Annotated in this window: 22 protein-coding genes; 10 read left to right on the forward strand and 12 right to left on the reverse strand. The window is 69.6% G+C overall.

Translation table 11 applies throughout. From position 1 onward, the window contains the following. Positions 1-186: 186 nt before the first annotated feature. Complete coding sequence (glpK, locus tag AB0L97_RS33640) at positions 187-1686, forward strand: glycerol kinase GlpK (RefSeq protein ID WP_364437718.1); 1500 nt, start codon at positions 187-189, stop codon at positions 1684-1686. 201 nt (positions 1687-1887) lie between these two features. Here the strand turns inward: glpK and AB0L97_RS33645 are convergent, their stop codons facing one another. Beyond that, the gene (locus tag AB0L97_RS33645) at positions 1888-3066 is read right to left on the reverse strand and encodes a PLP-dependent aminotransferase family protein (protein ID WP_364437721.1); all 1179 of its coding nucleotides are present in this window, start codon (positions 3064-3066) and stop codon (positions 1888-1890) included. Between the two features lie 205 nt (positions 3067-3271). On the opposite strand from AB0L97_RS33645, the gene AB0L97_RS33650 reads away from it, so the two are divergent. Continuing rightward, positions 3272-3481 carry a hypothetical protein gene (locus AB0L97_RS33650; protein WP_364437724.1) on the forward strand — a complete coding sequence of 70 codons (210 nt, stop codon included), beginning with the start codon at positions 3272-3274 and terminating at the stop codon, positions 3479-3481. 125 nt (positions 3482-3606) lie between these two features. Here the strand turns inward: AB0L97_RS33650 and AB0L97_RS33655 are convergent, their stop codons facing one another. The 3 genes from AB0L97_RS33655 to AB0L97_RS33665 all read right to left on the reverse strand — a co-directional run bounded on the left by AB0L97_RS33655 (position 3607) and on the right by AB0L97_RS33665 (position 7463). After that, positions 3607-4629 carry a hypothetical protein gene (locus tag AB0L97_RS33655; RefSeq protein WP_364437727.1) on the reverse strand — a complete coding sequence of 341 codons (1023 nt, stop codon included), beginning with the start codon at positions 4627-4629 and terminating at the stop codon, positions 3607-3609. A gap of 71 nt (positions 4630-4700) precedes the next feature. Continuing rightward, positions 4701-5594: a hypothetical protein gene (locus AB0L97_RS33660; protein ID WP_355081360.1), complete on the reverse strand. Its 894-nt coding sequence runs from the start codon at positions 5592-5594 to the stop codon at positions 4701-4703. Between the two features lie 465 nt (positions 5595-6059). After that, on the reverse strand, positions 6060-7463 hold the full coding sequence (locus AB0L97_RS33665) for an NAD(P)H-quinone dehydrogenase (RefSeq protein WP_355081358.1): 1404 nt from the start codon (positions 7461-7463) through the stop codon (positions 6060-6062). Positions 7464-7637: 174 nt separating this feature from the next. On the opposite strand from AB0L97_RS33665, the gene AB0L97_RS33670 reads away from it, so the two are divergent. Next, on the forward strand, positions 7638-8111 hold the full coding sequence (locus AB0L97_RS33670) for a gamma-glutamylcyclotransferase (RefSeq protein WP_195088143.1): 474 nt from the start codon (positions 7638-7640) through the stop codon (positions 8109-8111). Between the two features lie 221 nt (positions 8112-8332). On the opposite strand, the gene AB0L97_RS33675 is transcribed toward AB0L97_RS33670, so the two are convergent. The 3 genes from AB0L97_RS33675 to AB0L97_RS33685 form a co-directional block, all read right to left on the reverse strand. After that, positions 8333-9514, reverse strand: a complete 1182-nt coding sequence (locus AB0L97_RS33675; protein WP_356964885.1) for a M20 family metallopeptidase — start codon at positions 9512-9514, stop codon at positions 8333-8335. Positions 9515-9597: 83 nt separating this feature from the next. Continuing rightward, a complete protein-coding gene (locus AB0L97_RS33680) occupies positions 9598-10839 on the reverse strand; it encodes a M20 family metallopeptidase (RefSeq protein WP_364437732.1) in 1242 nt (413 codons plus the stop codon). Positions 10840-10946: 107 nt separating this feature from the next. Beyond that, the gene (locus tag AB0L97_RS33685; RefSeq protein WP_355081354.1) at positions 10947-11651 is read right to left on the reverse strand and encodes an enoyl-CoA hydratase-related protein; all 705 of its coding nucleotides are present in this window, start codon (positions 11649-11651) and stop codon (positions 10947-10949) included. Positions 11652-12347: 696 nt separating this feature from the next. On the opposite strand from AB0L97_RS33685, the gene AB0L97_RS33690 reads away from it, so the two are divergent. Further along, complete coding sequence (locus AB0L97_RS33690; protein WP_355079110.1) at positions 12348-13127, forward strand: purine-nucleoside phosphorylase; 780 nt, start codon at positions 12348-12350, stop codon at positions 13125-13127. Next, positions 13128-14624, forward strand: a complete 1497-nt coding sequence (locus AB0L97_RS33695) for a phospho-sugar mutase (protein WP_364437737.1) — start codon at positions 13128-13130, stop codon at positions 14622-14624. An 11-nt stretch (positions 14625-14635) separates the two neighbouring features. On the opposite strand, the gene upp is transcribed toward AB0L97_RS33695, so the two are convergent. Beyond that, entirely contained in the window at positions 14636-15259 is a 624-nt protein-coding gene (gene upp / locus AB0L97_RS33700; RefSeq protein WP_355079106.1) for a uracil phosphoribosyltransferase, read from the reverse strand. A gap of 144 nt (positions 15260-15403) precedes the next feature. On the opposite strand from upp, the gene AB0L97_RS33705 reads away from it, so the two are divergent. From AB0L97_RS33705 to AB0L97_RS33725, 5 genes are read left to right on the forward strand one after another with little or no spacing between them, the layout of a single operon-like run. Then, positions 15404-15724 carry a hypothetical protein gene (locus AB0L97_RS33705; RefSeq protein ID WP_355079104.1) on the forward strand — a complete coding sequence of 107 codons (321 nt, stop codon included), beginning with the start codon at positions 15404-15406 and terminating at the stop codon, positions 15722-15724. A 4-nt stretch (positions 15725-15728) separates the two neighbouring features. Beyond that, positions 15729-16841, forward strand: coding sequence for a C40 family peptidase (locus AB0L97_RS33710; RefSeq protein ID WP_355079102.1), 1113 nt, complete (start codon positions 15729-15731; stop codon positions 16839-16841). Beyond that, positions 16838-17179, forward strand: a complete 342-nt coding sequence (locus AB0L97_RS33715) for a hypothetical protein (RefSeq protein ID WP_067803443.1) — start codon at positions 16838-16840, stop codon at positions 17177-17179. Before AB0L97_RS33710 ends, AB0L97_RS33715 begins: the two co-directional genes overlap by 4 nt. Next, on the forward strand, positions 17176-17523 hold the full coding sequence (locus tag AB0L97_RS33720) for a YbaB/EbfC family nucleoid-associated protein (protein ID WP_364437743.1): 348 nt from the start codon (positions 17176-17178) through the stop codon (positions 17521-17523). The genes AB0L97_RS33715 and AB0L97_RS33720 overlap by 4 nt, the downstream gene beginning before the upstream one ends. Before the next feature lie 26 nt (positions 17524-17549). Then, entirely contained in the window at positions 17550-18806 is a 1257-nt protein-coding gene (locus tag AB0L97_RS33725; protein WP_364437746.1) for a primosomal protein, read from the forward strand. Here the strand turns inward: AB0L97_RS33725 and AB0L97_RS33730 are convergent, their stop codons facing one another. From AB0L97_RS33730 to AB0L97_RS33745, 4 genes are all read right to left on the reverse strand, one after another. Next, positions 18807-19463 (reverse strand): hypothetical protein, encoded by a 657-nt coding sequence (locus tag AB0L97_RS33730; protein ID WP_364437749.1) that lies wholly within the window; start codon positions 19461-19463, stop codon positions 18807-18809. A gap of 107 nt (positions 19464-19570) precedes the next feature. After that, on the reverse strand, positions 19571-20668 hold the full coding sequence (locus tag AB0L97_RS33735; protein WP_355079094.1) for an adenosine deaminase: 1098 nt from the start codon (positions 20666-20668) through the stop codon (positions 19571-19573). A gap of 477 nt (positions 20669-21145) precedes the next feature. Next, positions 21146-22435: a thymidine phosphorylase gene (locus tag AB0L97_RS33740; RefSeq protein ID WP_364437753.1), complete on the reverse strand. Its 1290-nt coding sequence runs from the start codon at positions 22433-22435 to the stop codon at positions 21146-21148. Positions 22436-22554: 119 nt separating this feature from the next. Next, complete coding sequence (locus AB0L97_RS33745; protein WP_356964662.1) at positions 22555-22956, reverse strand: cytidine deaminase; 402 nt, start codon at positions 22954-22956, stop codon at positions 22555-22557. Between the last annotated feature and the right edge of the window lie 37 nt (positions 22957-22993).

A 22993-nucleotide genomic window follows, 5' to 3' on the forward strand; every position in this document is an offset into this window, starting at 1 on the left:
TTTGTTTTATTGCGTGGTCTTTTACCATTCCCGCGGTCCGCTTTGGCGGGCCCGCCGCGTCCGCGACGAAGGAGCAAGCGGCGGTCGCGCAAACGCGAGCCATAAGGGGCCGCGAACACCCAGCGCCGCAGGCGCTGGAAAAACAAACACAGCCGCGACGAAGTCGCGGTTAAATACACTGCCAGCATGCGTCGCTATGTGGCCGCCATCGACCAGGGCACGACCTCGAGTCGGTGCATCGTCTTCGACCGGCAGGGGCGCGTCGTCGGCGTCGCCCAGCGGGAGCACGAGCAGATCTTCCCGCAGCCGGGTTGGGTCGAGCATGATCCCGAAACCATCTGGCGCAATACCGAATTCGTCCTCGGTGACGTTCTGGAGCGCAACGGCCTCGGCGCGGACGACATCGCCGCGGTCGGCGTCACCAATCAGCGTGAGACGACCGTGGTGTGGGACCGCGAGACCGGTCGTCCGGTGTACAACGCGATCGTCTGGCAGGACACCCGTACCGACCGGCTGTGCGCCGAATTGGGCGGCGACGCGGGACCGGGCCGCTACCAGGATCGCACCGGCCTGCCGCTGTCCACCTATTTCGCCGGGCCGAAGCTGCGCTGGATCCTGGACAACGTGCCTGGCGTGCGGGAGCGCGCCGAGGCGGGCGAGCTGTGCTTCGGCACCGTCGACAGCTGGGTGTTGTGGAAGCTCACCGGCGAGCACATCACCGACGTGACCAATGCCTCCCGCACCATGCTGCTGGATCTGCGCTCGTTGCAATGGGATTCGGCGATCTGCCGGGAGTTCGGCGTGCCGGAGTCGATGCTGCCGCAGGTGCGCAGTTCCTCGGAGGTCTACGCGCCGATCGATTCCGGGCCACTGGCCGGGGTGCCGGTGGCGGGCATCCTCGGCGACCAGCAGGCCGCCACCTTCGGCCAGGCGTGCCTGTCACCCGGCGAGGCCAAGAACACGTACGGCACCGGCAATTTCATGTTGCTGAACACCGGAACCACGCCGGTGTTCAGCAAACACGGCCTGCTCACCACGGTGTGTTATCGCCTGGGTGCCGCGGACGCGGTGTACGCCCTGGAGGGCTCCATCGCGGTCACCGGTTCGCTGGTGCAGTGGTTCCGCGACAATCTCGGCATCATCTCCTCCGCCGACGAGATCGAGCCGCTGGCCCGTAGCGTCGACGACAACGGCGGCGCCTACATCGTGCCCGCCTTTTCCGGGCTGTTCGCCCCCCGCTGGCGTCCGGACGCGCGCGGCGTGATCGCCGGGCTCACGCGTTTCGTCACCAAAGCGCACCTGGCGCGGGCGGTGCTGGAATCCACTGCGTTCCAGACCCGCGAGGTGGTCGACGCGATGCGCGCGGACGCCGAGTCCCAGCGGCTCGGCCTGGAGCTGACCACGCTGAAGGTGGATGGCGGCATGGTCGCCAACGACCTGCTCATGCAGTTCCAGTCCGACGTCCTCGACGTGCCCGTGGTGCGCCCGGTGGTCAACGAGACCACCGCGCTGGGTGCGGCGTACGCGGCCGGGCTCGCCGTCGGCTACTGGTCGGGCACCGACGACATCCGCGACAACTGGACCGCCGACAAAACTTGGCACCCGACCATGCCGGAGGCGGAACGGGACGAGCGCTTCGCCGCGTGGAACAAGGCGGTCGAGCGCACGTACGGCTGGGTGGACTGACGGGCGGACCGGGCACGCTCCTCGACCTCGCGAAGCGTCGCGGCACGGGTCGTCACAGTAGACCTGCCACCGACGAACACCTACCCCGGCAGGGGCAAGGCAAGCGACGCCCCGCGTGAGCGAGACGACGACTACGCTCGCACGTCCGCGACATAATCGCGCGAACCATCCGGCGGCAATCGAAAGTGGTTGTCCCTGGATCTATTCACCTATCGCGCGCGCCAACCGCTCGATCGCCTCACGCAGCGTCGCCGCGTCGGAGGTGGTGAAGCACAGGCGCATCGAATTCCGGTGGCCGCCGGACACCGCGAATGCCTCGCCGGGGACGTAGGCGACGCCGAGATCGATGGCGCGGGGCAACAAGTCCACGGCGTCGGTCCCATCGGTGAAGTCGACCCACACGAACATGCCGCCCGCCGCATCGGTGCTCACCAGGCGGTCACCGAAGCGGGTGCGCAGCTCGTCGACCAGGACACGCGCCCGCGCACCGTAGACCCGCCGGATCTCCTCGACCTGCCCGGTCAGCCAGTCCGCATCGGCGAGCAGATCGGCGGCGATCTGTTGGGTCAGGGCCGACCCGCACAGGTCCGCGCCCTGCTTCAGCAGTTCCACACCCCTGCACACCGCGTTCGGCGCGGTCATCCAGCCCACCCGCAAGGTCGGCGCCAGAATCTTCGACACGCTCGACAGCCGGATCACGTTGGGTGAATACGTCGCGATCGGTTCCGGCGACGGCCGGTCGAACCACAGTTCGCCGTAGGGATCGTCCTCGATCACCCAGAATCCGAACCGGTCGGCGAGCTCGGCGAGTTCCTGCCGACGTCGCGGGCTCATGGTGACACCGCGCGGATTGTGGAAATTGCTCACCGTGTGCACCACCGCGGGCCGCTCGCCACGGCCGAGCAGTTCGGCCAACGCGTCGACCCGCATCCCTTCGGCGTCGAGCGGGACCGTCACGATGCGCGATCCGGCGGCCCGGAACACCTGCAACGCGCCGACGTATGCCGGATCCTCGACCACGACGAGCGCGCCCGGATCCAGCAAAACCTCGGCGAGCAGCGACAACGCCTGCTGCGAACCGTGCGTGACGAACACCTCCTCGAGCGGCACCGGCCGCCCCAGCCGCCGCGTCTCACGTGCGGCGAGCACGTCACGCAGCGGCCCCCACCCGGCCGATTCGGTGTACTGCAGTCGCGCGCGGTCCGCCAGCGCCGACTCCGCCGCCTGCGCGATCCGGTCTCGCGGCATCAATTGCTCGTCGGGCAGGCCACCGGCCAGGCTGATGACGTCGTCGCGCGCGGCTACCTTCAGCAGATCACGAATCGCCGAACTCGTCAGGCCCTCGAGACGCCGGGCCAGGGGTGGAGTGATCGCCGTCATGAAACCTCCAGAAAAGGACGCCACGGTACGCGTTGTCCTCACTGTTTCACATCGACTACCAAGATATGAAATTCTATTCTCATTATGTGAGATAACTCCGAGGCGTGGAACGGGCCGTCGGACGCAACAAGACTGGACCGACCGACTCACTGCCCGACATGCACCCGCCGCAGCGTCCCGACGCAACGACCTTGCTATCGGCGCGTTGACCACCGGCGTACTGGCCTTTGTGGCGCCGTCGGCGAACGCCGCTCAGCCTGGTCAGAAGTGCACGGTTCCAGGAGCCACGGCGCAGGACTATGTGGACGTGGGCAACGGAGTCCAGCGCAAAGCGGTTCTCGGCTGCGTGCGCTCCGGCGGTGGGTACGTGTGGCAGGTCACGAACTACCTGCAGCCGGGCGTCAACGACGGCTGATCCGTCGTCCGCGGCCGCGGCGTGCGCGGTTTGCGCACACCGGCGGCCGCGGCGCACCCGTTCCACCACGCACCGCGTTCATCGCTGGAGCGAACCCCGGTAGCCCGACCTACCGCGAGGCAGACTCAATCGATCAGATAGATGAGGGTCCGCCCGTCCAGGGTCACCGTCGTGATCACCGGGAAGTACTGTGCCTCGGTGCCATCGGGATGGCGCTCGGTGATCTCGACGTTGAAGCGATCGGGAGTGATCTCCGCGATCCGCAGGCAATAGGCCGTGCCGTGCGGGATGTGCTGGTCGATGGTTTTCTGCAGGTCCGCGGGTGGCTCGACGTTCGCGCCCGGCGCCACGAACGTGTGCGCGCGGGCAGCGCTGCGCTCGGAATAGTAGGCATGCTCGAAGCCGAGAATCGCCCGGATCCCGCTGCTCGTGTCACCCGAACCATTGCCGAAGGTGACCTTGCCCTCGGTGCGGGTCGGGCAGTCCACCGCCGCGGTGCTCGGGCCGCTCGAAGCCGCCGTGCCGTCCTGGTCCTCATCGCTGCCGCTGGTCACCACGATGGTCACGGTCAGCGCGATCAGCGCCACGACCGCCGCGACCGCACCGAGCACGATCCACCGCGTCGAGGAGCCCTTGCGCCGGGCGGGCGCCGGTGTTGTGGGGACGCGCAGCGCCAGCCGCATGGCGATCGGGTCCTCGGCCCAGGACAGACCCGATTCGGACGGCGCGGGAGGTTTCGGCACGCCCCCCTCGGCGGTCGGCTGGTTCCACCAGGATTCCCGCGGCTCGCCGTCCTCGGGCTGCGAGCGCTCGACGCCGGAAGAAGGCTGCTCGGGCGTGGCGGAGGCAGGTCCGGCGTAAACCGTGGAATCCGGCGCGCGGAACTGCGACGGCAGTGCGGGTGTCGTTTCCGGCTCGCCCGCGGGCCGCCAAGTCAGTTCCGGGTGATCGGTCGGCTGCTGCGGCACCTGCCAGCGCGGGCCGGTGTCGGCCCCCATCGGCGGACCGAATTCCGAAACAGGCGGACCGAATTCCGAGACGGGCGGTCCGAATTCGGACACCGGCGGCCCGAATTCCCCCAACGGCGGACCGAACTCCGAACCGGACTGGTCGGATTCGTTCTCCCTCGCGTCACCCTCGGAGGTCACACCCAATCCTTTCCCGGACACACAAGCGGGGCGGCCGCGAACGACCGCCCCACCCGTCGAAACAGCACGTGTCAGTACTGGAGTGAACCACCCCACTGGGTGGTGACACCACCCACGTCGGCGGTCTGCGGAGCGAAATCGCCCGGCTGAAGCGGAAGCTTAACCTGTGCGGCGGCATCCAGGGCGGCCGATCCGCCCGGCTGCTCCCGGATCCAGTCCTCCACCGCGGCCTTGGCCTGGTTCAGCTGGGTGGTGTCGAACACCGTGGTGGTGTTGTTCGCGGCCAGGCCCTCGCCACCGGTGTAGGTGGTCAGCTTGACCGTGTTCTTGTCGACGAACTCCACCGAGACGCCCGCTTCACCCGAGCCGGTCGGCGTGCGGTAGCCGATGGTGCCGACGTAACCGGCCTCGTTGCTGAAGTGGTGGGTGTTGGCCACGTGACCCGGCAGGACGGTGCCGCCGTCGATGTTGGCGCCGATCTCCGCGTGCGGGCCGGTCATCTCCACGACCGGAGCCGCCGGGGCCGCCTCCATACGCGGGGCCTGCCAGCGCGGCTGCGCCTGCGGCTGCACCAGCGTGGAGCTCTCCGGCTGCCGCGCCTGGGCGTTGTCGTTGTCGCTCTGCGTACCCAGCTGCGGAGTGGCCTGCTGACCGGGCTGCGGCGCGGCCTGCTGCTGGCCCGGCTGCGGCGCGGCCTGATCCGGCACGACCGCGGGCAGCGGCTCGCTCGGCTTCTGCTGACCGGGAACCGGCAGCGGCGCGACGCGCGGCGGGGTCACGCCCGGCTGGGTCGGCTTGGCCAGCTTCGGGTCTTTCTGGTCCGGCGCGGCATGATCCGACTCCGGGGTGGTGACGCCTGGCTGGCTCGGCGTGGGCTTGCTCTCCGGCTTCTGCGGATCCTGCTTGGATTCCGGCTTGCCCGGCTCCGGCGCAGTGGTTTCCGGGGTGCTCGGCGACTCGTTCACGCCCGGCTGCGTCGGAGCAGGCGTCGGCGGAGTGGTCGGATCGTTGGGAGCCGCCCCCGCCGGCGCAGCGAAGAGAGTGGCCACGGCAGCCGCTGTGGCCAGTGGCAACGAGGTGCTCGCCATCGCTCGCTGCGCCCGACTCGGCTTACGATGTTTCACTTTTCGCAATTCCCTTCCCGGGTGCGGCCCGGCAGGCCGCATTCAGTTGTCCCTGGGTGAGACGCCTGACCGTCGAACGACCCGGGCCGTTCGGTCGTGCCGATTTGGAAAGGACCCATCCCCCCACACCGAACTCCGCGACCGTCCTTCGATCGCATCTCTGCCGAGAGTGAACCACATGTGCGCATATTGGGCAACGCAGCGAATAGCCAAGGGTGGCAAGAGCGCCCGCGTCCCGCGCCCGCACCGAGTTAACCGGGCCTGATGTCCGGGATCGGACACGGCACCGGATGCGCCGAACCGAGCTCAGTCCAGGTCGTCGTGTCGCATCAGCAAACGCGCCGCCTCGGTCACCGAACCGGTGAGCGACGGGTACACCGAGAAGGTCTGGGCCAGGTCGTTGACCGTCAGGTTGTTCTGCACCGCAAGGGCGATCGGCAGGATCAGTTCCGAGGCGATCGGCGCGACGACGACACCGCCGATCACCACGCCGGTCGCGGGGCGGCAGAAGATCTTGACGAAACCGCGGCGCAGCCCGGACATCTTGGCGCGCGGATTCGTGTTCAGCGGCAGCATCACCGTGCGCGCGGGCACCTCACCGTTGTCGATCGCGGTCTGGCTGACGCCGACGGTCGCGATCTCCGGCCGGGTGAACACCGCGGAGGCAACGGTCTTCAGACGGACCGGGCTGACGCCTTCCCCGAGCGCGTGGTACATCGCGATGCGTCCCTGCATCGCGGCAACCGAGGCCAGCGGCAGCAGGCCGGTGCAGTCCCCCGCGGCGTAGACGCCCGGCACCGACGTGCGCGACACGCGGTCCACCCGCAGATAGCCGCCGCGGTCGAGTTCGATGCCGACTTTCTCCAGCCCGAGGCCCGTGGTGTTCGGTGTCGAGCCGACGGTCATCAGCGCGTGCGAGCCGGACACGGTGCGCCCGTCGGAAAGCTTGACCACGATGCCGTCGGCGGTGCGCTCGACGGCGTCGGCGCGCGCGTGCTTGACCAGTTCGACGCCGCGCTCGGCGAGCGCGTCCTCCAGCACGAGCGCCGCGTCGGCGTCCTCGCCGGGCAGCACGCGGTCGCGGCTGGAGACCAGCTTCACCCGCACGCCCATCTCGGTGTAGGCGGAGACGAACTCCGCACCCGTCACGCCGGAACCGACGACCACCAGGGTCTCCGGCAGCTCTTCGAGGTCGTAGAGCTGCCGCCAGTTGAGGATCCGCTCGCCGTCCGGTTCCGCGCCCGGCAGCACCCGCGGGCTCGCGCCGGTCGCGATCAGCACGACCTCGGCCTCGATGATCTGCTGCGCGCCGTCGGCCAGCTTGGCCAGCACGCGGTGCGCGGCCACGCCGCTGCCCGGATCGATCAGCTCGCCGTATCCGGCCAGCACGGTCACCCCGACGGTCTGCAGTTTCGAGCGGATGTCGGAGGACTGCGCCAGCGCCAGCGCCTTGACGCGCGCGTTCACCTCGGACAGCTGCACGTGCGCCTGGGCCGGGTCGAGGGTGATGCCCAGATCGCGAGCACGGCGCAGGTCGGTGCGCACGCCGGTCGAGGCGATGAAAGTCTTGGAGGGAACGCAGTCCCACAGCACGCACGCTCCGCCGATGCCGTCGGAATCGACCAGCGTCACCGACGCTCCGTGCTGGGCGGCTACCAGGGCCGCCTCATAGCCGGCCGGTCCGCCACCGATGATCGCGATGCGGGTCATTGATACCTCCGCTCGTGCTTCGCGCCGGGATCTCCGGCACGGGGTAAACGTTATCCGGCAACCACCTCGCACGATCGACCGCGTTACCGGTGCGCAACAGTTCCCCGCCGGGCGGCGCGCCGCAGGTGCGGCAATCGAACGCGGTCTGCGAAGGTTATTGGCTACCCTTTGCTGGTGCCGATCTATGCCGCCTATGGGTCCAACATGGACTCGACGCAGATGCTCGAGCGCTGTCCGCACTCCCCCATGTCCGGGACGGGCTGGTTGGAGGGCTGGCGGCTCACCTTCGCCGGTGACGATATCGGCTGGGAAGGGCCTCTCGCGACGGTCGTCGAGGATCCCGGTTCCCGGGTGTTCGTCGTGCTCTACGACGTGTCCCCGGAGGACGAGCAGCGGCTGGACCGCTGGGAGGGCTCGGACTTCGGCATCCACAAGAAGATCCGCCTTCGCGTGACTCGCAACGGCGACGGTGGCGACCCCACGCTGGCCTGGCTATACGTGCTGGATGCCTACGAGGGCGGCCTGCCGTCCGCCCGCTACCTGGGCGTGATCGCCGATGCCGCCGAAAAGGCCGGTGCGCCAGAGGATTACGTGCACGCTCTACGCACCCGCAACAGCCGCAACGTCGGCCCGGGCAACTTCGGCTGACCGCGCGTCACGCCGCAACGCCTGCGGTGTGGCCGTACCCTCTCGGTCAGGCCGGACCACTGTCACGCTCACGGCCTCGTCGAGTGCGAGGCCATCGAGCACCGTTCGCGGCCCGGCTCGCGTCCGAGGCGGCGAAGCGCATGCGCCGCACGCGCGAGTCTCGCCCGCTCGAACGCGAGCCATAAGGGGCCGCGAACACCCAGCGCCGAAGGCGCTGGAGGTCAGACAGAGCTCGCGCCGAGCGCGAGGTTGCTCAGCACCCGGACGCCGACCGCGAGCGCCCGCTCGTCGATGTCGAAGGTCGGCTGGTGCAGATCCAGCTGCTCCCCCTCGCCGGACCAGACGCCCAGGCGCGCCATCGCGCCCGGCACCTCCTCCAGATACCAGGAGAAGTCCTCGCCGCCGCCGGACTGCGGAGTGTCGGCCAGTGCGTCGGGGCCGAGTGCGCGAATGGCGTCCTCGAAGATGCGGGTGGAGTGCTCGTCGTTGACCACGGGCGGCACGCCGCGCCGGTAGTTCAGCTGGTAGCGCACGCCGGTCGGGGCGAGCAGGCCGTCGACGATCTCCCGCACCATCGGCTCCAGCAACGACCAGGTCGCGTGGTCTCCGGTGCGGATGGTGCCGGTGAGCATGCCGGTCTGCGGAATGGCGTTCGGCGCCTTCCCCGCGCTCACCGCGCCCCACACCATCACGGTGCTGGTGCGCGGGTCGATACGGCGGCTGAGCAGGCCGGGCAGGCCCGTGATGACCGAGCCGATGGCGTAGACCAGGTCGCTGGTCAGGTGCGGACGCGAGGTATGGCCGCCCGGCGAGTCGAGCACCAGCTCGATGGTGTCGGCGGCGGAGGTGATCGCGCCGACGCGGATGCCGATCCGGCCGACCTCCAGGCGCGGATCGCAGTGCAACGCGAAGATTCGCTCCACCCCGGCCATCGCGCCGGCGGCGACCACGTCGATCGCGCCTCCCGGCATGACCTCCTCGGCGGGCTGAAAGACCAGCCGCACGCCGACCGGCAGCTCCGGCACCTCGGCCAGCGCCAGCGCCGTGCCGAGCAGGATGGTGGTGTGCGCGTCGTGGCCGCACGCGTGCGACACGCCGGGGACCGTCGACGCGAAGGGCAGTCCGGTGAACTCCTGCAGCGGCAGCGCGTCCATGTCGGCGCGCAGGCCGACCCGCGGTCCGTCCGGTCCGAGGTCACAGATCAGGCCGGTGCCGCCGGGCAGCACCTGCGGCGTCAATCCCGCCTTGGTCAGCCACGCCGAGACGAACTCGGTGGTGCCGAACTCGGTACGGGACAGTTCCGGGTTGGCGTGGATGTGCCTGCGCCACTGGACGAGGTCGACCGTGTGATCGGCCAGCCACGACTCCACCGCTTCCCGCCCTGATCCCCCGGTTTCCGACACTGCGGAGCTGCCGGGGCCCTCCGTGGCCACACGGATGCCCGCTGCCGGGCCCGTCGCCGGCGCCGCAGAACGGCCGGTTGTGCTCACCGAATGTCCTCCTGTCGTTGAACTAGCCGTTGCAACAACCTGTCTCTATGGATGTCATCGCGGGCGACGGTGATTGCGGTACGCGTGAGCGCGAGCGCACCGTCGAGGACCGCACGATCCGCCGAGGCGTTGACGCTGGCCGCGGCGAAGCCTGGCTGATGTGTCACCGCACCACCGGCATCAATGCCGATGACCGGGTGAATGCCCGGAATGACATTGGTGACGTTTCCCATATCGGTGCTGCCCAGCGGCCGCTGCGCCTCGAACTCCGGAGCGAGCGGCACGCGTCCCAATCCGGTGAGCTGCTCGCGATAGACGAGCAACAAGTCCGGATCCGGGGTCAGCTCGGTATACGTCGGCGCGAGCGTCCGGATTTCGTGGGTGCAGCCGGTCGCGAGGGCGCCCGCCTCGAAGCAAGCCGACGCTCGTCGCATCAGATCGTCGAGGGATGCGGAGTCGACTGCGCGTAGGTAATACAGCAGTTCCGCACGTCCGGGCACGATGTTGGGAGCTACGCCACCGTCGCCGACTATACCGTGCAGTTGCTGGCCGGGCAGGAGATGTTGCCGCAGCAACCCAAGGGCCACCTGCGCGACGGTGACCGCGTCGCCCGCGTTGCGGCCCTGCTCCGGCGCCGCGCTTGCGTGCGCCTCGCGCCCGTGGAAAACCACCGACACGTCGGCCAGAGCCAGCGAGCGGGCGCCGACGATGTCGAGCGGACCCGGATGCACCATCATCGCCATCGCGACGTCGTCGAACACGCCGCGTTCCAGCATGAGCACTTTGCCGCCGCCGCTCTCCTCGGCCGGTGTGCCGAATACCAGCACGGTGAGATCCAGTTCGTCCGCGACCTCGGCGAGACCGAGCGCCGCGCCCACCGCGGAGGCGGCGATGACGTTGTGCCCGCAGGCGTGGCCGATCTCGGGCAGCGCGTCGTATTCGGCGCAGATGCCGACGGTCAGCGCGCCGCTGCCGTAGCGCGCGCGGAAGGCCGTGGGCAGCTCGGCCACGCCCAGCTCGATCTCGAAACCGCGCTCGGCCAGCGGCGCGATCGTCTTGGCGACGCTGCGGGTCTCCTCGAACGCCAGCTCCGGTTCGTCGTGAATCGCGTGCGAGAGCGCGATCAGCTCGGCGGACGCGGCGCGGATCGCGGCGTCACCGCGAGCGGTGGCGTCGACCTCGTAGACTGCGTTGCCGTCGTGCTGCGCTTCCTGGCGCCCGCTGCGCGATGGTGGCATGCAACACAGTCTCGCACTGTGTTCGATTTGCCGCGCTTTCGCGCGGCGTGTTCGCGGCCCCCTTGTGGCTCGCGTGTGCGCGGACCTGGGCTGTCCGTGAAGGCGGGTCAGTTGGTGGCGAAGGCCAGGTTTTCCGGAGTGGTCGGTACCGCGAGGCCGGCCAGTGCTTTTGCGTGTAGGGCGCGCTTGATCACCGGCAGGTTGGGCCTGCGGTTGCCGGCCAGCGACGCCGCCCGCTGGACGGCGGTCGCGAGCAGCTCGTCGGCTTCGGCCTTGCCGTCCACGATGCCCGCTGCGATCGCCTCGTCGGCCGGGTAGCGGTGGCCGGTGGTCATCGCCTGCACGCAGACCTGGTTGCTCAGCCGCTCGGTGAGCAGGGCGTTCATCCCGATGGTGAACGGCATGCCCAGGTGCACCTCGGGCAGGCAGTAGAAGCCGCGATCGGCGCGCATCACCCGGAAATCGTGTGAGGTGGCCAGCATGGCGCCCGCGCCGAAGGCATGGCCGTTGATCGCGGCGACGGTCGGCAGCGGGAATGCGAGCAGGCGGGTGTAGAGCGAGTGCACGCGGTCGAGGTAGCCGTGCATCTTGTCCAGGTTGCCGAACAGCCAATCGGTGTCCAGACCGTTGCTGAAGAACTTCCCGGTCGCCGTCGTCACCAGCGCGGCGGGCCCCACGGAACTCTCGACCTCGTCCAGCAGCCCGTGGAACGCGTCGATCCAATCCGGGTGGAAACGGTTCTCGTTGTCCGTCTCGCCCTCGGACCCGAGGTAGACGACGAACACTTCCCCTTGGCGTTCCAGATACGGCATGCGGTGCAGCGTAACGGGCCCCGCCCGATCCCCTACTCACGGGTAGCAGTCGACCGCCGACCGCGACGATCGACCCCTCGCAGGTATCCACCCGACCGACCTTCGGGCAAGCGAGCAGTCCGTCGGACAACCGTCCCACCCCACCGCGCGGCCTCCACTCGCGCAGACCGAGGCAACCCCGAGCAGGCGCTCTTCGCGGCCCGGCTCGCGGAAACCAAGCGCCGCAGTCATTGGAACGACCCAGCCCCGCTCACGTTTGCGGTAAGCGGGCCGAGCCGACAGCCGGCCAGCCCACTCCAGAACGCATGCGGGGTAGCGAGCTCCGCCACCGACGCGCCCAGCGCACCCTAACCACGTCGTTCGAGCGAAACGAGACCGAGCATGCGCCGTCACGGCCCGGCTCGCGTGTGCGCGGCCGCCGCGTCCGCGACGAAGGGGCAAGCGGCGCAGCCGAGCCGACATCCAGCCCACTACAAACTCACTGAGTAGCGAGCTCCGCCACCGACGCGCCCAGCACACCGCAACCACGTCTTTTGAGCGAAGCGAGATCGAGCCTGTCCGTTCGCGGCCCGGCTCGCGTTTGCGCGGCCGCCGCGTACGCGACGAAGGAGCAAGCGGCGGTCGCGCACACGCGAGCCATAAGAGGGCTGCGAACACCCAGCGCCGCATGCGCTGAAATCCACTATCGTGACGATCATGCTTGCCGAACAGGCCGCCGAGGCGATCGCCGAACGTACGGGAGTGTCACGCCACCGGGTCGCGGTGGTGCTGGGGTCCGGCTGGCAGGACGCGGCAGCGGAGATCGGGGCGCCGCGGGCGTCGGTGTCGATGCCGGAGCTGCCCGGTTTCGGGAAGCCGACCGCGCAGGGCCATGTCGGCATGATCCATTCCGTCCAGGTGGACGACAACGCTGTGCTGCTGTTGATGGGACGCCAGCATCTCTACGAGGGGTATCAGCCCGCCGATGTGGTGCACCCGGTGTCGGCGGCCGTGGCCGCGGGCGCGGAGATCATCGTGCTGACCAACGCCGCGGGCGGTATCCGCTCGGGTCTCCGGGTGGGTGAGCCGGTGCTGATCAGCGACCATCTGAACTTGACCGGCCGCACGCCGCTGGCAGGCGCGACCTTCGTCGACCTGGTCGACGCCTGGGATCCGGAGTTGCGGGCGCTGGCCAGGGAGATCGACCCGAGCCTGGCCGAGGGCGTCTACGCGGGGCTCACCGGGCCGCAGTACGAGACGCCCGCCGAGATCAGGATGTTGCGCACCATCGGCGCTGATCTGGTCGGCATGTCCACCGTGCTCGAGGCCATCGCCTGCCGCGCGCTCGGTGCGCGGCTGCTGGGCATCTCGCTGGTCACCAATTTGGCCGCGGGGGTCACGGGCGCGCATCTGTCCCATGCCGAGGTGCTCGCCGAAGGCCACGCCGCCGCGCCCCGCCTCGGCAAACTGCTGCGCGGCGTGCTGGAACGGGTGTAGATGCTGCGCTTCGGCACGGCAGGCCTGCGCGGGCCGCTGCGCGACGGCCCCGACGGCATGAATGTCACCACGGTGAGCCGGGCGACCGCCGGCCTCGTGGCGTGGTTGCGTGATCGCTGCCTCGGGGGCGGCGCGGTGGTCGTCGGCCGCGACGCCAGGCATGGTTCCGCCGAGTTCGCCGCGGCGACCGCGGAGATCTTCGCCGCCGCGGGCTTCCCGGTGACGCTGCTGCCGCGTCCGCTGCCCACGCCTGTGGTCGCGTACGCGGTGCGTGAGTTGGGCGCGGTCGCGGGCGTGCAGATCACCGCCTCGCACAATCCGGCCACCGACAACGGCTACAAGGTCTACCTCGACGGCGGGTCGCAGTTGATCGCCCCGGCCGACGCCGAGATCGAGCGCTGCATCGAGGCGGTCGCCGAGCCGATCGACCGCGTGCCGGTCACTCCCGCCGACGACGACCTCGTGCGGCGTTATCTCCACCGCGTCGCCGGACTGCCCGCCCGGATCGGCGGATCCGGCGCGCGCGCCGGAATCCGGATCGCGCTCACTCCGCTGCACGGCGTCGGCGGCGAACTCGCTGTCGAAGCGCTCCGCGCGGCGGGTTTTCCCGATGTCCATGTGGTCGATGACCAGTTCCGGCCGGACCCCGACTTCCCCACCGTCGCGTTCCCGAACCCGGAGGAACCCGGCGCGACCGATCTGCTGCTCGCGACGGCGGCACGAGTCGGCGCCGACGTGGCGATCGCGCTCGATCCGGACGCCGACCGGTGCGCGGTCGGCGTCCCGCGGCCGGACGGTGGCTGGCGGATGCTGCGCGGCGACGAGACCGGCGTGCTCCTCGGCGACTGCGTGCTGCGCACCGCCACCGATGATGCGCTGGTGGCGACGACCATCGTGTCCTCGCGGCTGCTGTCGAAGCTGGCGCCCGCGCGCGGCGGCCGCTACGCGGAAACGCTCACGGGATTCAAATGGCTGGCTCGGGCGGGCGACGGCTTGGTGTACGCCTACGAGGAGGCGATCGGCCACTGCGTCGACCCGGCGGCGGTCCGGGACAAGGACGGCATCTCCGCGGCCGTGCTGGCCGCCGACCTGGTGGCCCGGTTGAAGGCCGCGGGCCGCGACCTGAACGACGAACTCGACGACTACGCGGTGGAATTCGGCCTGCACGCGGGCGATCAGGTGTCGTTGCGACTCGCCTCGGCCGCGGCGGCCGCCGCCGCGGTCGAGCGGTTGCGGACGGATCCGCCGCACGAGATCGCGGGCGAGCCGGTGGAGTACACCGATCAGCTCCGCGTACGTGGCCGGATGCGCACCGACGCGCTGATCTTCCAGGGTGTTTCGTCCCGCGTGGTCGTGCGCCCTTCCGGCACCGAGCCGAAGCTCAAGTGCTATCTGGAGGTGGTCGAACCGGTCGGCTCGCGCGCCGATCTTCCGGCCGCGCGAGCCGCCGCACGCGAACGCCTCTCGGCACTGCGCGACTTCTGCCGGAAATTCTGACCCGCAGAGGTTCAGCGCGGGCCGAATTGCCTGTCGCCCGCGTCGCCGAGACCGGGCACGATATAGGCGTTCTCGTTCAGGCCCGCGTCGACGACGGCGGTGACCAGCCGCACCGGCAGTCCCGAATCAGCCAGGGTCGCAATTCCTTCCGGAGCAGCGACGACGCACACCGCGGTGATGTCGGTGGCGCCGCGTGCCGCGAGCAGCTCCAGGGTGTGCCGCATCGAGCCGCCCGTGGCCAGCATCGGGTCGAGCACGAAGACCGGCAGCCCGGCCAGATCCGCGGGCAGTGATTCCATGTAGGGCACCGGCAGGTGCGTGTCCTCGTCGCGGGCGAGACCGACGAATCCGATTCTGGCGTCCGGGATCAGCTCGGCGGCCGCGTCGACCATGCCGAGTCCGGCGCGCAGCACCGGAACCAGCAGCGGCGGGTGGGCCAGCCGGACGCCTTCGGTGGGAGCGACCGGGGTGACGATCTCGAAGCGCTCCACCTCCGCGTCGCGCAGCGCCTCGTAGATCAGGATTCCGGTCAGATCACGCAGTGCGGCACGGAAAGCCGGATTCGGTGTTCGCTCGTCCCGCATGGTGGTGATCAGGGCGGCGACGAGTGGATGGTCCACGGTGTGGGTGCGCATGAGGGAACGATAAGGTCGGTCGCGGACGCCCCGCCGGACGCCACCGGACTTTTTTCCGAAGCGGCGGAACCGAAACGGAACAGCGCGCGTCGAACCAAGTGGATGACGTACTCTGCCTGGGAACAACAGATGGGGGAAGCTCTGATGCGAAAGATGTCGGCGGACACCGAAGGCATCGCGGCCTACGGTGCGACCGCGCACGTCATGGCCGGTGAGATGGCGGCGGCGGGGGTGAGCGCGGCGGCGGCCGAGCCCGCGTTGCTCGGCCCGATCATGGGGTTGATCGGCGGTGACTTCATGGCGGCCTACGCCGCGGCGCACGCCGGGCACGTGGCCTCGATCGGGCAGCTGTCGGCGGTGCTGACCAGCATGGGCGGCGCGGCCACCGGGTCCGCGGCCGTCCTCACCGAAACCGACGCCGCCCACGCCGGAGCGCTGCGGAGCGCGGCCACCGAGCTGGAGTGAGCGCGTGATCGATGTCAACGCACTGGCCCAGCCGATCCTGGACCTGCTCGCCAGCTTCGGCAGCGGTGTGCTGCCCGCGGGCGGTCCCACCGACGCGCTGCGCAGCACCTCGACCGTGGTCGACCAGATCCATCAGATGGGCCGCGACAGCATCAACGAGATGAACGCCGCCTGGGACGGCCGCGCCGCCGACGCGGCCACCGCGAAAGCGCTGCGCGTGCAGACCACCGCCGCCACCATCTCCGATCGCGGCAACGACATGGCCACGGTCGTGAACCAGGCCGCGGGCGAGGTCGAGACAGGTCAGAAGGAACTCACCGACATCGCGCAGTCGTTCGTGAACACCGCGGCGAGCATGGGTCCGGTCCTGGCGACGCCGGAGGGTCTGACGGTGCTCGTCGGCTCGGCGATCGACCACCTCAACCAGGCGCTCAACGTCGTCGGCCGGGTGCAGAACGAATTGCAGACGCACACCGCGTCGATGAACGACCTGACCCCGCCGCCGCCCACCACGTCGCTCGCCGGTGTGCCCGCCGCCGGCGTGCAGCAGGCAGCGTCCGCCGCGTCCGGCGTGCTCAACGGTGCGGGGTCGTTACTGAGCACCGTGATGGCCACACCGCTGCAGTCGCTGTCCTCGCGCAGTTCCAGTGGCACACCCGGCACGTCGTCGGGTACGCCCCGGCCGGACACCGGTTCGTCGGGGGCGCCCGACGACGGCAAGGGCGTGAAGATCACGCTGCCCGACGGCAGCGTCGTGGAGGCCCCCAACGAACAGGCCGCCACAGCGGTCCGGTCGGCGATCGGCGCCGTCGGCACGCCTTACGTCTGGGGCGGCAACAGCCCGGGCGCCGGATTGGACTGCAGCGGGCTCACCAAATACGCCTACGGCGAGGCGGGCGTCGACCTGCCCCGGCTCGCGGCCGACCAGGGCAACGGGGCCACACCGGTGTCGGCCGGTGACCTGATGCCAGGCGACCTCGCGATCTGGGACGGCCACGTGGCCATGGTGATCGGCAACGGGCAGTTCGTCGAGGCGGGTGACCCGGTCCAGATCAGCTCGATTCGAACGGAGAACTCAGGCATGGACTTCCACGGCTTCTACAGGCCGACGGCATGACCCGACCCCAAGTCCCGAATGTCACGGTCGCGGCCAGCAGCAACCGGTCGGGCACCATCTCGGTGCGCGCCACCGACCAGGGCATGCCGGTGGAGATCAAGTTCGAGCGCAGCGAATACCGCTACGGCGCACAGTCGCTCGCGAACGAGATCCTGCGGCTCACCCAGCGTTCCGCCATCGCGGCGCGGGCGCGGCGGCGCGAACTGCTCGCCGAGGCGGGCATGCCCTCGGACATCCTCGACCGGCTCGGCCTGCCCACCCGCCAGCAGGCGGTGGACGAGCTGGACCGGATCGACGACGCGGACACGGGACCGACGAGCTGGATGAGGCCGGTATGAGTGCGGAAATGGACGCCCTGGTCACGTCGGCCACCCAGAAACTGGAGGCGCTGGAAGCCGCGCTGTACGGACTGAAGCAGGTACGAGGGCGGTTCACCTCGGAGGACGGCGCGGTGAGCGTCGAGGTGAACAGCGATGGCGCGCTGGTCGGCCTGACCTTGGCGGAATCGGTCACCTCGCTGCCGCCCGCGGAGGTCGGACAGTTGATCGTCTGGGCGTGCAGACAGGCCGCCGAGGACGCCGGCGCACAGCGGTCCAAGGTCGTTGCGACACTGAACGAGTCGTTCGTCCCCGCGGCGGAGCCGCCCGTGGGGACGAATGGGGGCGGGCCGGATAGTGCCTGACGCGGAAGGTCGATAGGCTTCCGCACATGGCTTCTGGAGACATCGTCCCGATCGAGCTCGGCCTGACCGACGGCGATCTCGTCACCTTGTGGGCACCGCGCTGGCGAGACGGTGACGACGAGTGGGAGGCGTTCCTCGGTCACGAGGACGCCCTCTACGGTTTCGAGTCCGTGGCGGAGCTGGCCGCATTCATCCGCACCAACGCCGACAACGACCTGGTGGACCATCCGGCCTGGAAGGTCATCGCGGGTCTGTCGGCGGTCGAACTGGAGCCGGAGGAGAACTTCTCCTTCGACCTGGTCGCGGTGCCGGAGCTGGCGGCGGGCGAGCCCGACGTCGACACCGTCGCCGAGCTGGAGGACACGCTCGGCATGGTCCGCAACATCGGCGAGGTGTGCGAACTGGAGACGGTGACGAAGTTCTTCGGCTCGCATCCGGTGCTCGGCGCGCTGCCCGGCGGCGTGAGCGCGTTCGTCGGTCGCGACGGCGAGGAGCTGTGGGACCAGATCGGCTCGGCCATCGCCAAGGGCTGGGACGACGTTCTGGACGCCATCGACTCCGTGGTGCGGACGCCCGAGGTCGACGCCGAGGCGGTCGCGGTCGCCGAGGCCGAACTGCTGGCCGCCGAGGAGAACGTGGTCGACGCCGACGACGCGGCCGACAGCGACGAGGACGAGGAGTTCGAGCCCGTCGACCTCGACGAAGAGGAAGACGAGGACGAGGAAGACGAGGACGAATCGTTCTGGCACGAGGTCGGCATCGACCCGGTCAAGATCATCACGTCCGAGGGCAGTGTCTTCACGCTGCGCTGTTACCTCGACGACGAGCCGATCTTCCTCGGCTCCAAGGGCTCGATCACCGTGTTCTCCTCCGAACGGGCGCTGGCCCGCTACCTCGCCGACGACCACGAGCACGATCTGTCCCGCGTGAGCACCTTCGCCGATGTGCAGACCGCGGCGGTGGACGGCTCGCTGGAGGTCGAGGTCACCGACGAGAACGTCTACGTGCTGCCCGGCTTGGCCGAGGACCTGGCCGAAGGCCCGGAGGCGGTCGACATCGAGCAGCTGGACCTGGCGGTCGAACTGTTCACCGACGCCGCCGACTACGCCGACGACGACACGGTGGAACAAGCCCTGGCCCAGTCCACCCCGCTGGGCTGGTATGTCTCCTACCTGCTGAACCCGGACCCCACCCGGCTGGCGCCCAACCCGCCGTTCGCCGCCGAGTCCCAGGCCTGGCGGGAACTGGAACGCAACCTGGAGTCCCGGCTCGACAAGCAGTAATCAGGTCAAGCGGATCCAGACCTGCTCGGCCTGCCCGAGCAGGCGTCCGTCGGCGCTGTAGACCGCGGTCGAGGCGAAGCATTTGCGGCCCTGCTCGCCGTGGAACTCGCCCACCACGACGCAGCGCTCGTCGACGTGCGGGATGCCGTGCACCGTGGCGGTCATCGAGCCGAGCAGCGCGGGACGTTCGAGCATGCCGGGCAGCGACCAGCCGCCAGGGCAGTCCATCGCGGCCCACAGCAGCGGCGGCCCCAGCGGCACGGTGGCGTCGGGCACCCACGGCGCGGCGACTCGGTTCTCATCGAGCCTGCCGGGTTCGATGCGCAGACCGTCCGCCCGGCAGCTGCCACAGACGAAGCAGGAAGCGAACATCTCGATGCTCGTGTAGCTGCGTGTCGCCTCCACCGCGTCGTCGAACGCGACATGACGCGGTGCGTCGCGTTCGAGTTCACCGCCCTTCGACTCGGCGATCAGCTTGTCCCCGTCGTAGAGCCGTTCGTCCCGCACGTCGAGCGGCGTCTCCAAGGGCGGCGGACTCCGCAGTACCACGGTGACGGCCGGCTCGGGGCGCCGGTCGGCGAGCAGACCGGCCACGTAACCACCGTTGCCGGAGTCGGGCGGTCCGTTGAACCGGCGGGGGATGCGCAAAGTCGCCATAGTCGCCACGCTAGCGAACCGGTTGCCGACTGCGGAACCTCGCTGCCGCGCGGTGATCCGGCGCCGCCTACCCTCGTGCGCGCCCGCAATCCGTCCTATGAACAGCGCTAACCGATGAGGACCGCGTATCCGGGCTTGATGATGTCGTCGATGATCCGCAACCGCTCGGGAAACGGGATGAACGCCGACTTCATGGCGTTGATGGTGAACCGTTCCAAATCGCTCCAGCCGTAGCCGAACGTCTCGACCAGCTTGAGCATCTCCTGGCTCATGCTGGTATCGCTCATCAGCCGGTTGTCGGTGTTGACCGTGACGCGGAAACGCAGGCGGGCCAGCAGGTCGAAGGGGTGCTTGTCCAGCGAGGGCACCGCGCCGGTCTGCACGTTCGACGACGGACACAGCTCCAGCGGGATGCGCAGGTCGCGGACATAGTTGGCGACCAGCCCGAGCTGTGCGTCCTCGACCGCGCCGGGCACGGTGATGTCGTCGGTGATCCGCACGCCGTGGCCGAGCCGGTCGCAGCCGCAGAACGCGAGCGCCTCGTGGATGGACGGCAGACCGAAGGCCTCGCCCGCGTGGATGGTGAAGTGCGCGCTGTTGGCGCGCATGTATTCGAACGCGTCCAGGTGCCTGCTCGGCGGGTAACCGGCCTCCGCGCCGGCGATGTCGAAACCGCCCACTCCGCGATCGCGGAAGCGCACCGCCAGCTCCGCGATCTCCCGCGAGCGCGCGGCGTGCCGCATCGCCGTGAGCAGACAGGTCACCACGATCGGGTGCCCGTCCTCGGCGGCGGCCGCCTCGCCTTCGCGGAACCCGGTCAGCGTGTGCTCGACCACCTCGTCCAGCGTGAGACCGCGCTCCAAGTGTTGTTCGGGGGCGAAACGCACCTCCGCGTACACCACGCCGTCGGCGGCGAGGTCCTCGGCGCATTCGCGGGCGACCCGGCGCAGGCCCTCGGGGGTCTGCATCACGGCGACGGTGTGCGCGAAGGTCTCCAGGTACCGTTCCAGCGATCCGCTGTCGGCCGCGTCGCGGAACCAGGCCGCCAGCGACGCCTCGTCGTCGGCGGGTAGATCCTCGTAGCCGCACTGGGCGGCGAGGTCGAGCACCGTCGCGGGCCGCAGGCCACCGTCGAGGTGGTCGTGCAGCAGCGCTTTCGGCGCTTGGCGGATCGAGGCGAGGGTCAGAGGCATCGGTCCAGTCATGTATCGACGGTAGCCGCAGCGGGCCGAAACGGCAGCCGACTTCGGCCGTAACAACCATCTCGTTGCCCGCCGGATGCTGCCCGGTCCACAACCGGACACCGACCGGTTCTGCGTCACCCGCGCGTCACGTGTGCGGCCCACGACAGGCCGGAGTACCGCAGCCCCTCGGACCGGCCACCGACGCAGGGACCGTGGACCGCAAGCGCTTATGTGCGCTGATTCCGGATCGGGAGCCTGGTGATGCTCACCCCTTACAGAGGCCGAACGGTCGAGCCTCTTAGAGAGGCCGAACGGTCGAGTACGGCGGAGGCCCGGCCGGGACAGGACGTGTGGAGCAAGCAAGCAGGTGAGCCGCTGGACCGGTGTGGGCGCCGAGACGAGCATCGACATTCCCGCCGAGGTGCGACCCTGAGCCCACGAGACGGAACGACCCCTCGACCGCCCATTGGTCAGTCCCGAGGGGACACCGCGGACAGCTCAGGACGTGATCCGATCGAGAACCAGCTGGCCCGGAATGGGCACGGCATCGGTTCCGATGGTGACGGCGTCGCGCAGAGCTTCCATCGCGCCGGGGAACGCCTCGGGAGTATCGGTGTGCAGAGTGAGCAGCGGCTGTCCCGCTGTCACGGTATCGCCCGGCTTGGCGTGCATTTCGATGCCCGCGCCGAACTGAACAGGATCGCCCTGACGCGCCCGGCCCGCCCCCAGACGCCAGGCGGCGATGCCGACACCCAGCGCATCGAGCCTGGTCAGGACGCCGTCGGCGTCGCAGCGCACGGTCTCGGTGTGTTTCGCGGTGGGCAGCTTCGCGTCCGGGTCGCCGCCCTGGGCGCGAATCATCGTCCGCCAGTGGTCCATCGCCCTGCCGTCGGCCAGCGCGTCCGCGGGGTCGGTGTCCAGCCCGGCCAGCGCGACCATCTCGCGAGCCAAGGCGATGGTCAGCTCGACGACGTCGGCGGGACCACCGCCCGCGAGCACCTCCACCGATTCGGCGACTTCCATGGCATTGCCCGCGGTGCGGCCGAGCGGGGTGTCCATGGCGGTGAGCAGCGCGACCGTCCGCACACCCGCGTCGTCGCCGAGTTCGACCATCGCGGTCGCCAGCTCGCGCGCCCCGGCGAGGGTCTTCAGGAACGCGCCGGAGCCGACCTTGACGTCCAGCAACAGCGCCGCGGTGCCCTCGGCGATCTTCTTGCTCATGATGGAGCTGGCGATCAGCGGGATCGATTCGACCGTGCCGGTGACGTCGCGCAAGGCGTAGAGCCGTCGGTCCGCGGGCGCGAGGTCGGCGCCTGCCGCGCAGATCACCGCGCCGATGGCCGGATCGGTCAGGAGATCTCGCATCCGCGACGCGGGCACGTCCGCCTGCCAGCCGGGGATGGATTCCAGCTTGTCCAGGGTGCCGCCGGTGTGACCGAGACCGCGCCCGGACAACTGCGGCACCGCCGCGCCGCACGCCGCGACCAGCGGCGCCAGCGGCAGCGTGATCTTGTCACCCACGCCGCCGGTCGAGTGCTTGTCCACGGTCGGGCGCGGCAGACCGGTGAGGTCCATGCGCCGCCCGGACGCGATCATCGCGGCGGTCCACCGCGCCGTCTCTCGCCGCGTCATCCCGCGCCAGACGATCGCCATGGCCAGCGCCGACATCTGCTCGTCGGCCACCGCGCCGCGGGTGAAGCCGTCGACCACCCAGTCGATCTGCGCGTCCGACAGCTCACCGCCGTCGCGCTTGGTCGTGATGATCGAAACCGCGTCCAGTGCCGTCACGGTCGACAGTTTGGCATGGGCCGACGCACACCCGGGTTCTCGCCGATGGGACGGAACCGCGCGCGCCGCCTCGGCTGTGCGCGCCGAGTCGAGGTCGTCCGCCGATTCACGGATCCGGCCTATACCTGCCCGGCGTCCAGGTCGTCCGGGCCGAACGCATCCGGCAACAGTGTGCGCAACGGCACCGGCCCGGCCTTGTGATCCACCAAGAGATCGCCTCCACCGTGCTCGTGGAGCAGTTGGCGGCAGCGCCCGCAGGGCATCAGGATTTCGCCGCGAGAATCGGTGACGGAGATGGCCCGAAGACGCCCCCCACCCCCCGAAATCAAGTTACCGATGAGTACACATTCGGCACACAGGCCCAAACCGTATGAGACATTTTCCACATTGCAACCGCTCACTGTTCGGCCATCGACACTGAGAGCCGCGGCGCCGACCGGAAACCGCGAGTACGGCGCATAGGCGTTGTGCATGACTTGAAAAGCGTTGTCGCGCAATAATTTCCAGTCGATTTCCGACACAGAGAACCCCTTCGGGACCGAGCCGATCACGGCCGCG

The sequence above is a fragment of the Nocardia sp. NPDC051911 genome, from assembly GCF_040681035.1.
Classification (GTDB): Bacteria; Actinomycetota; Actinomycetes; order Mycobacteriales; family Mycobacteriaceae; genus Nocardia; species Nocardia sichangensis.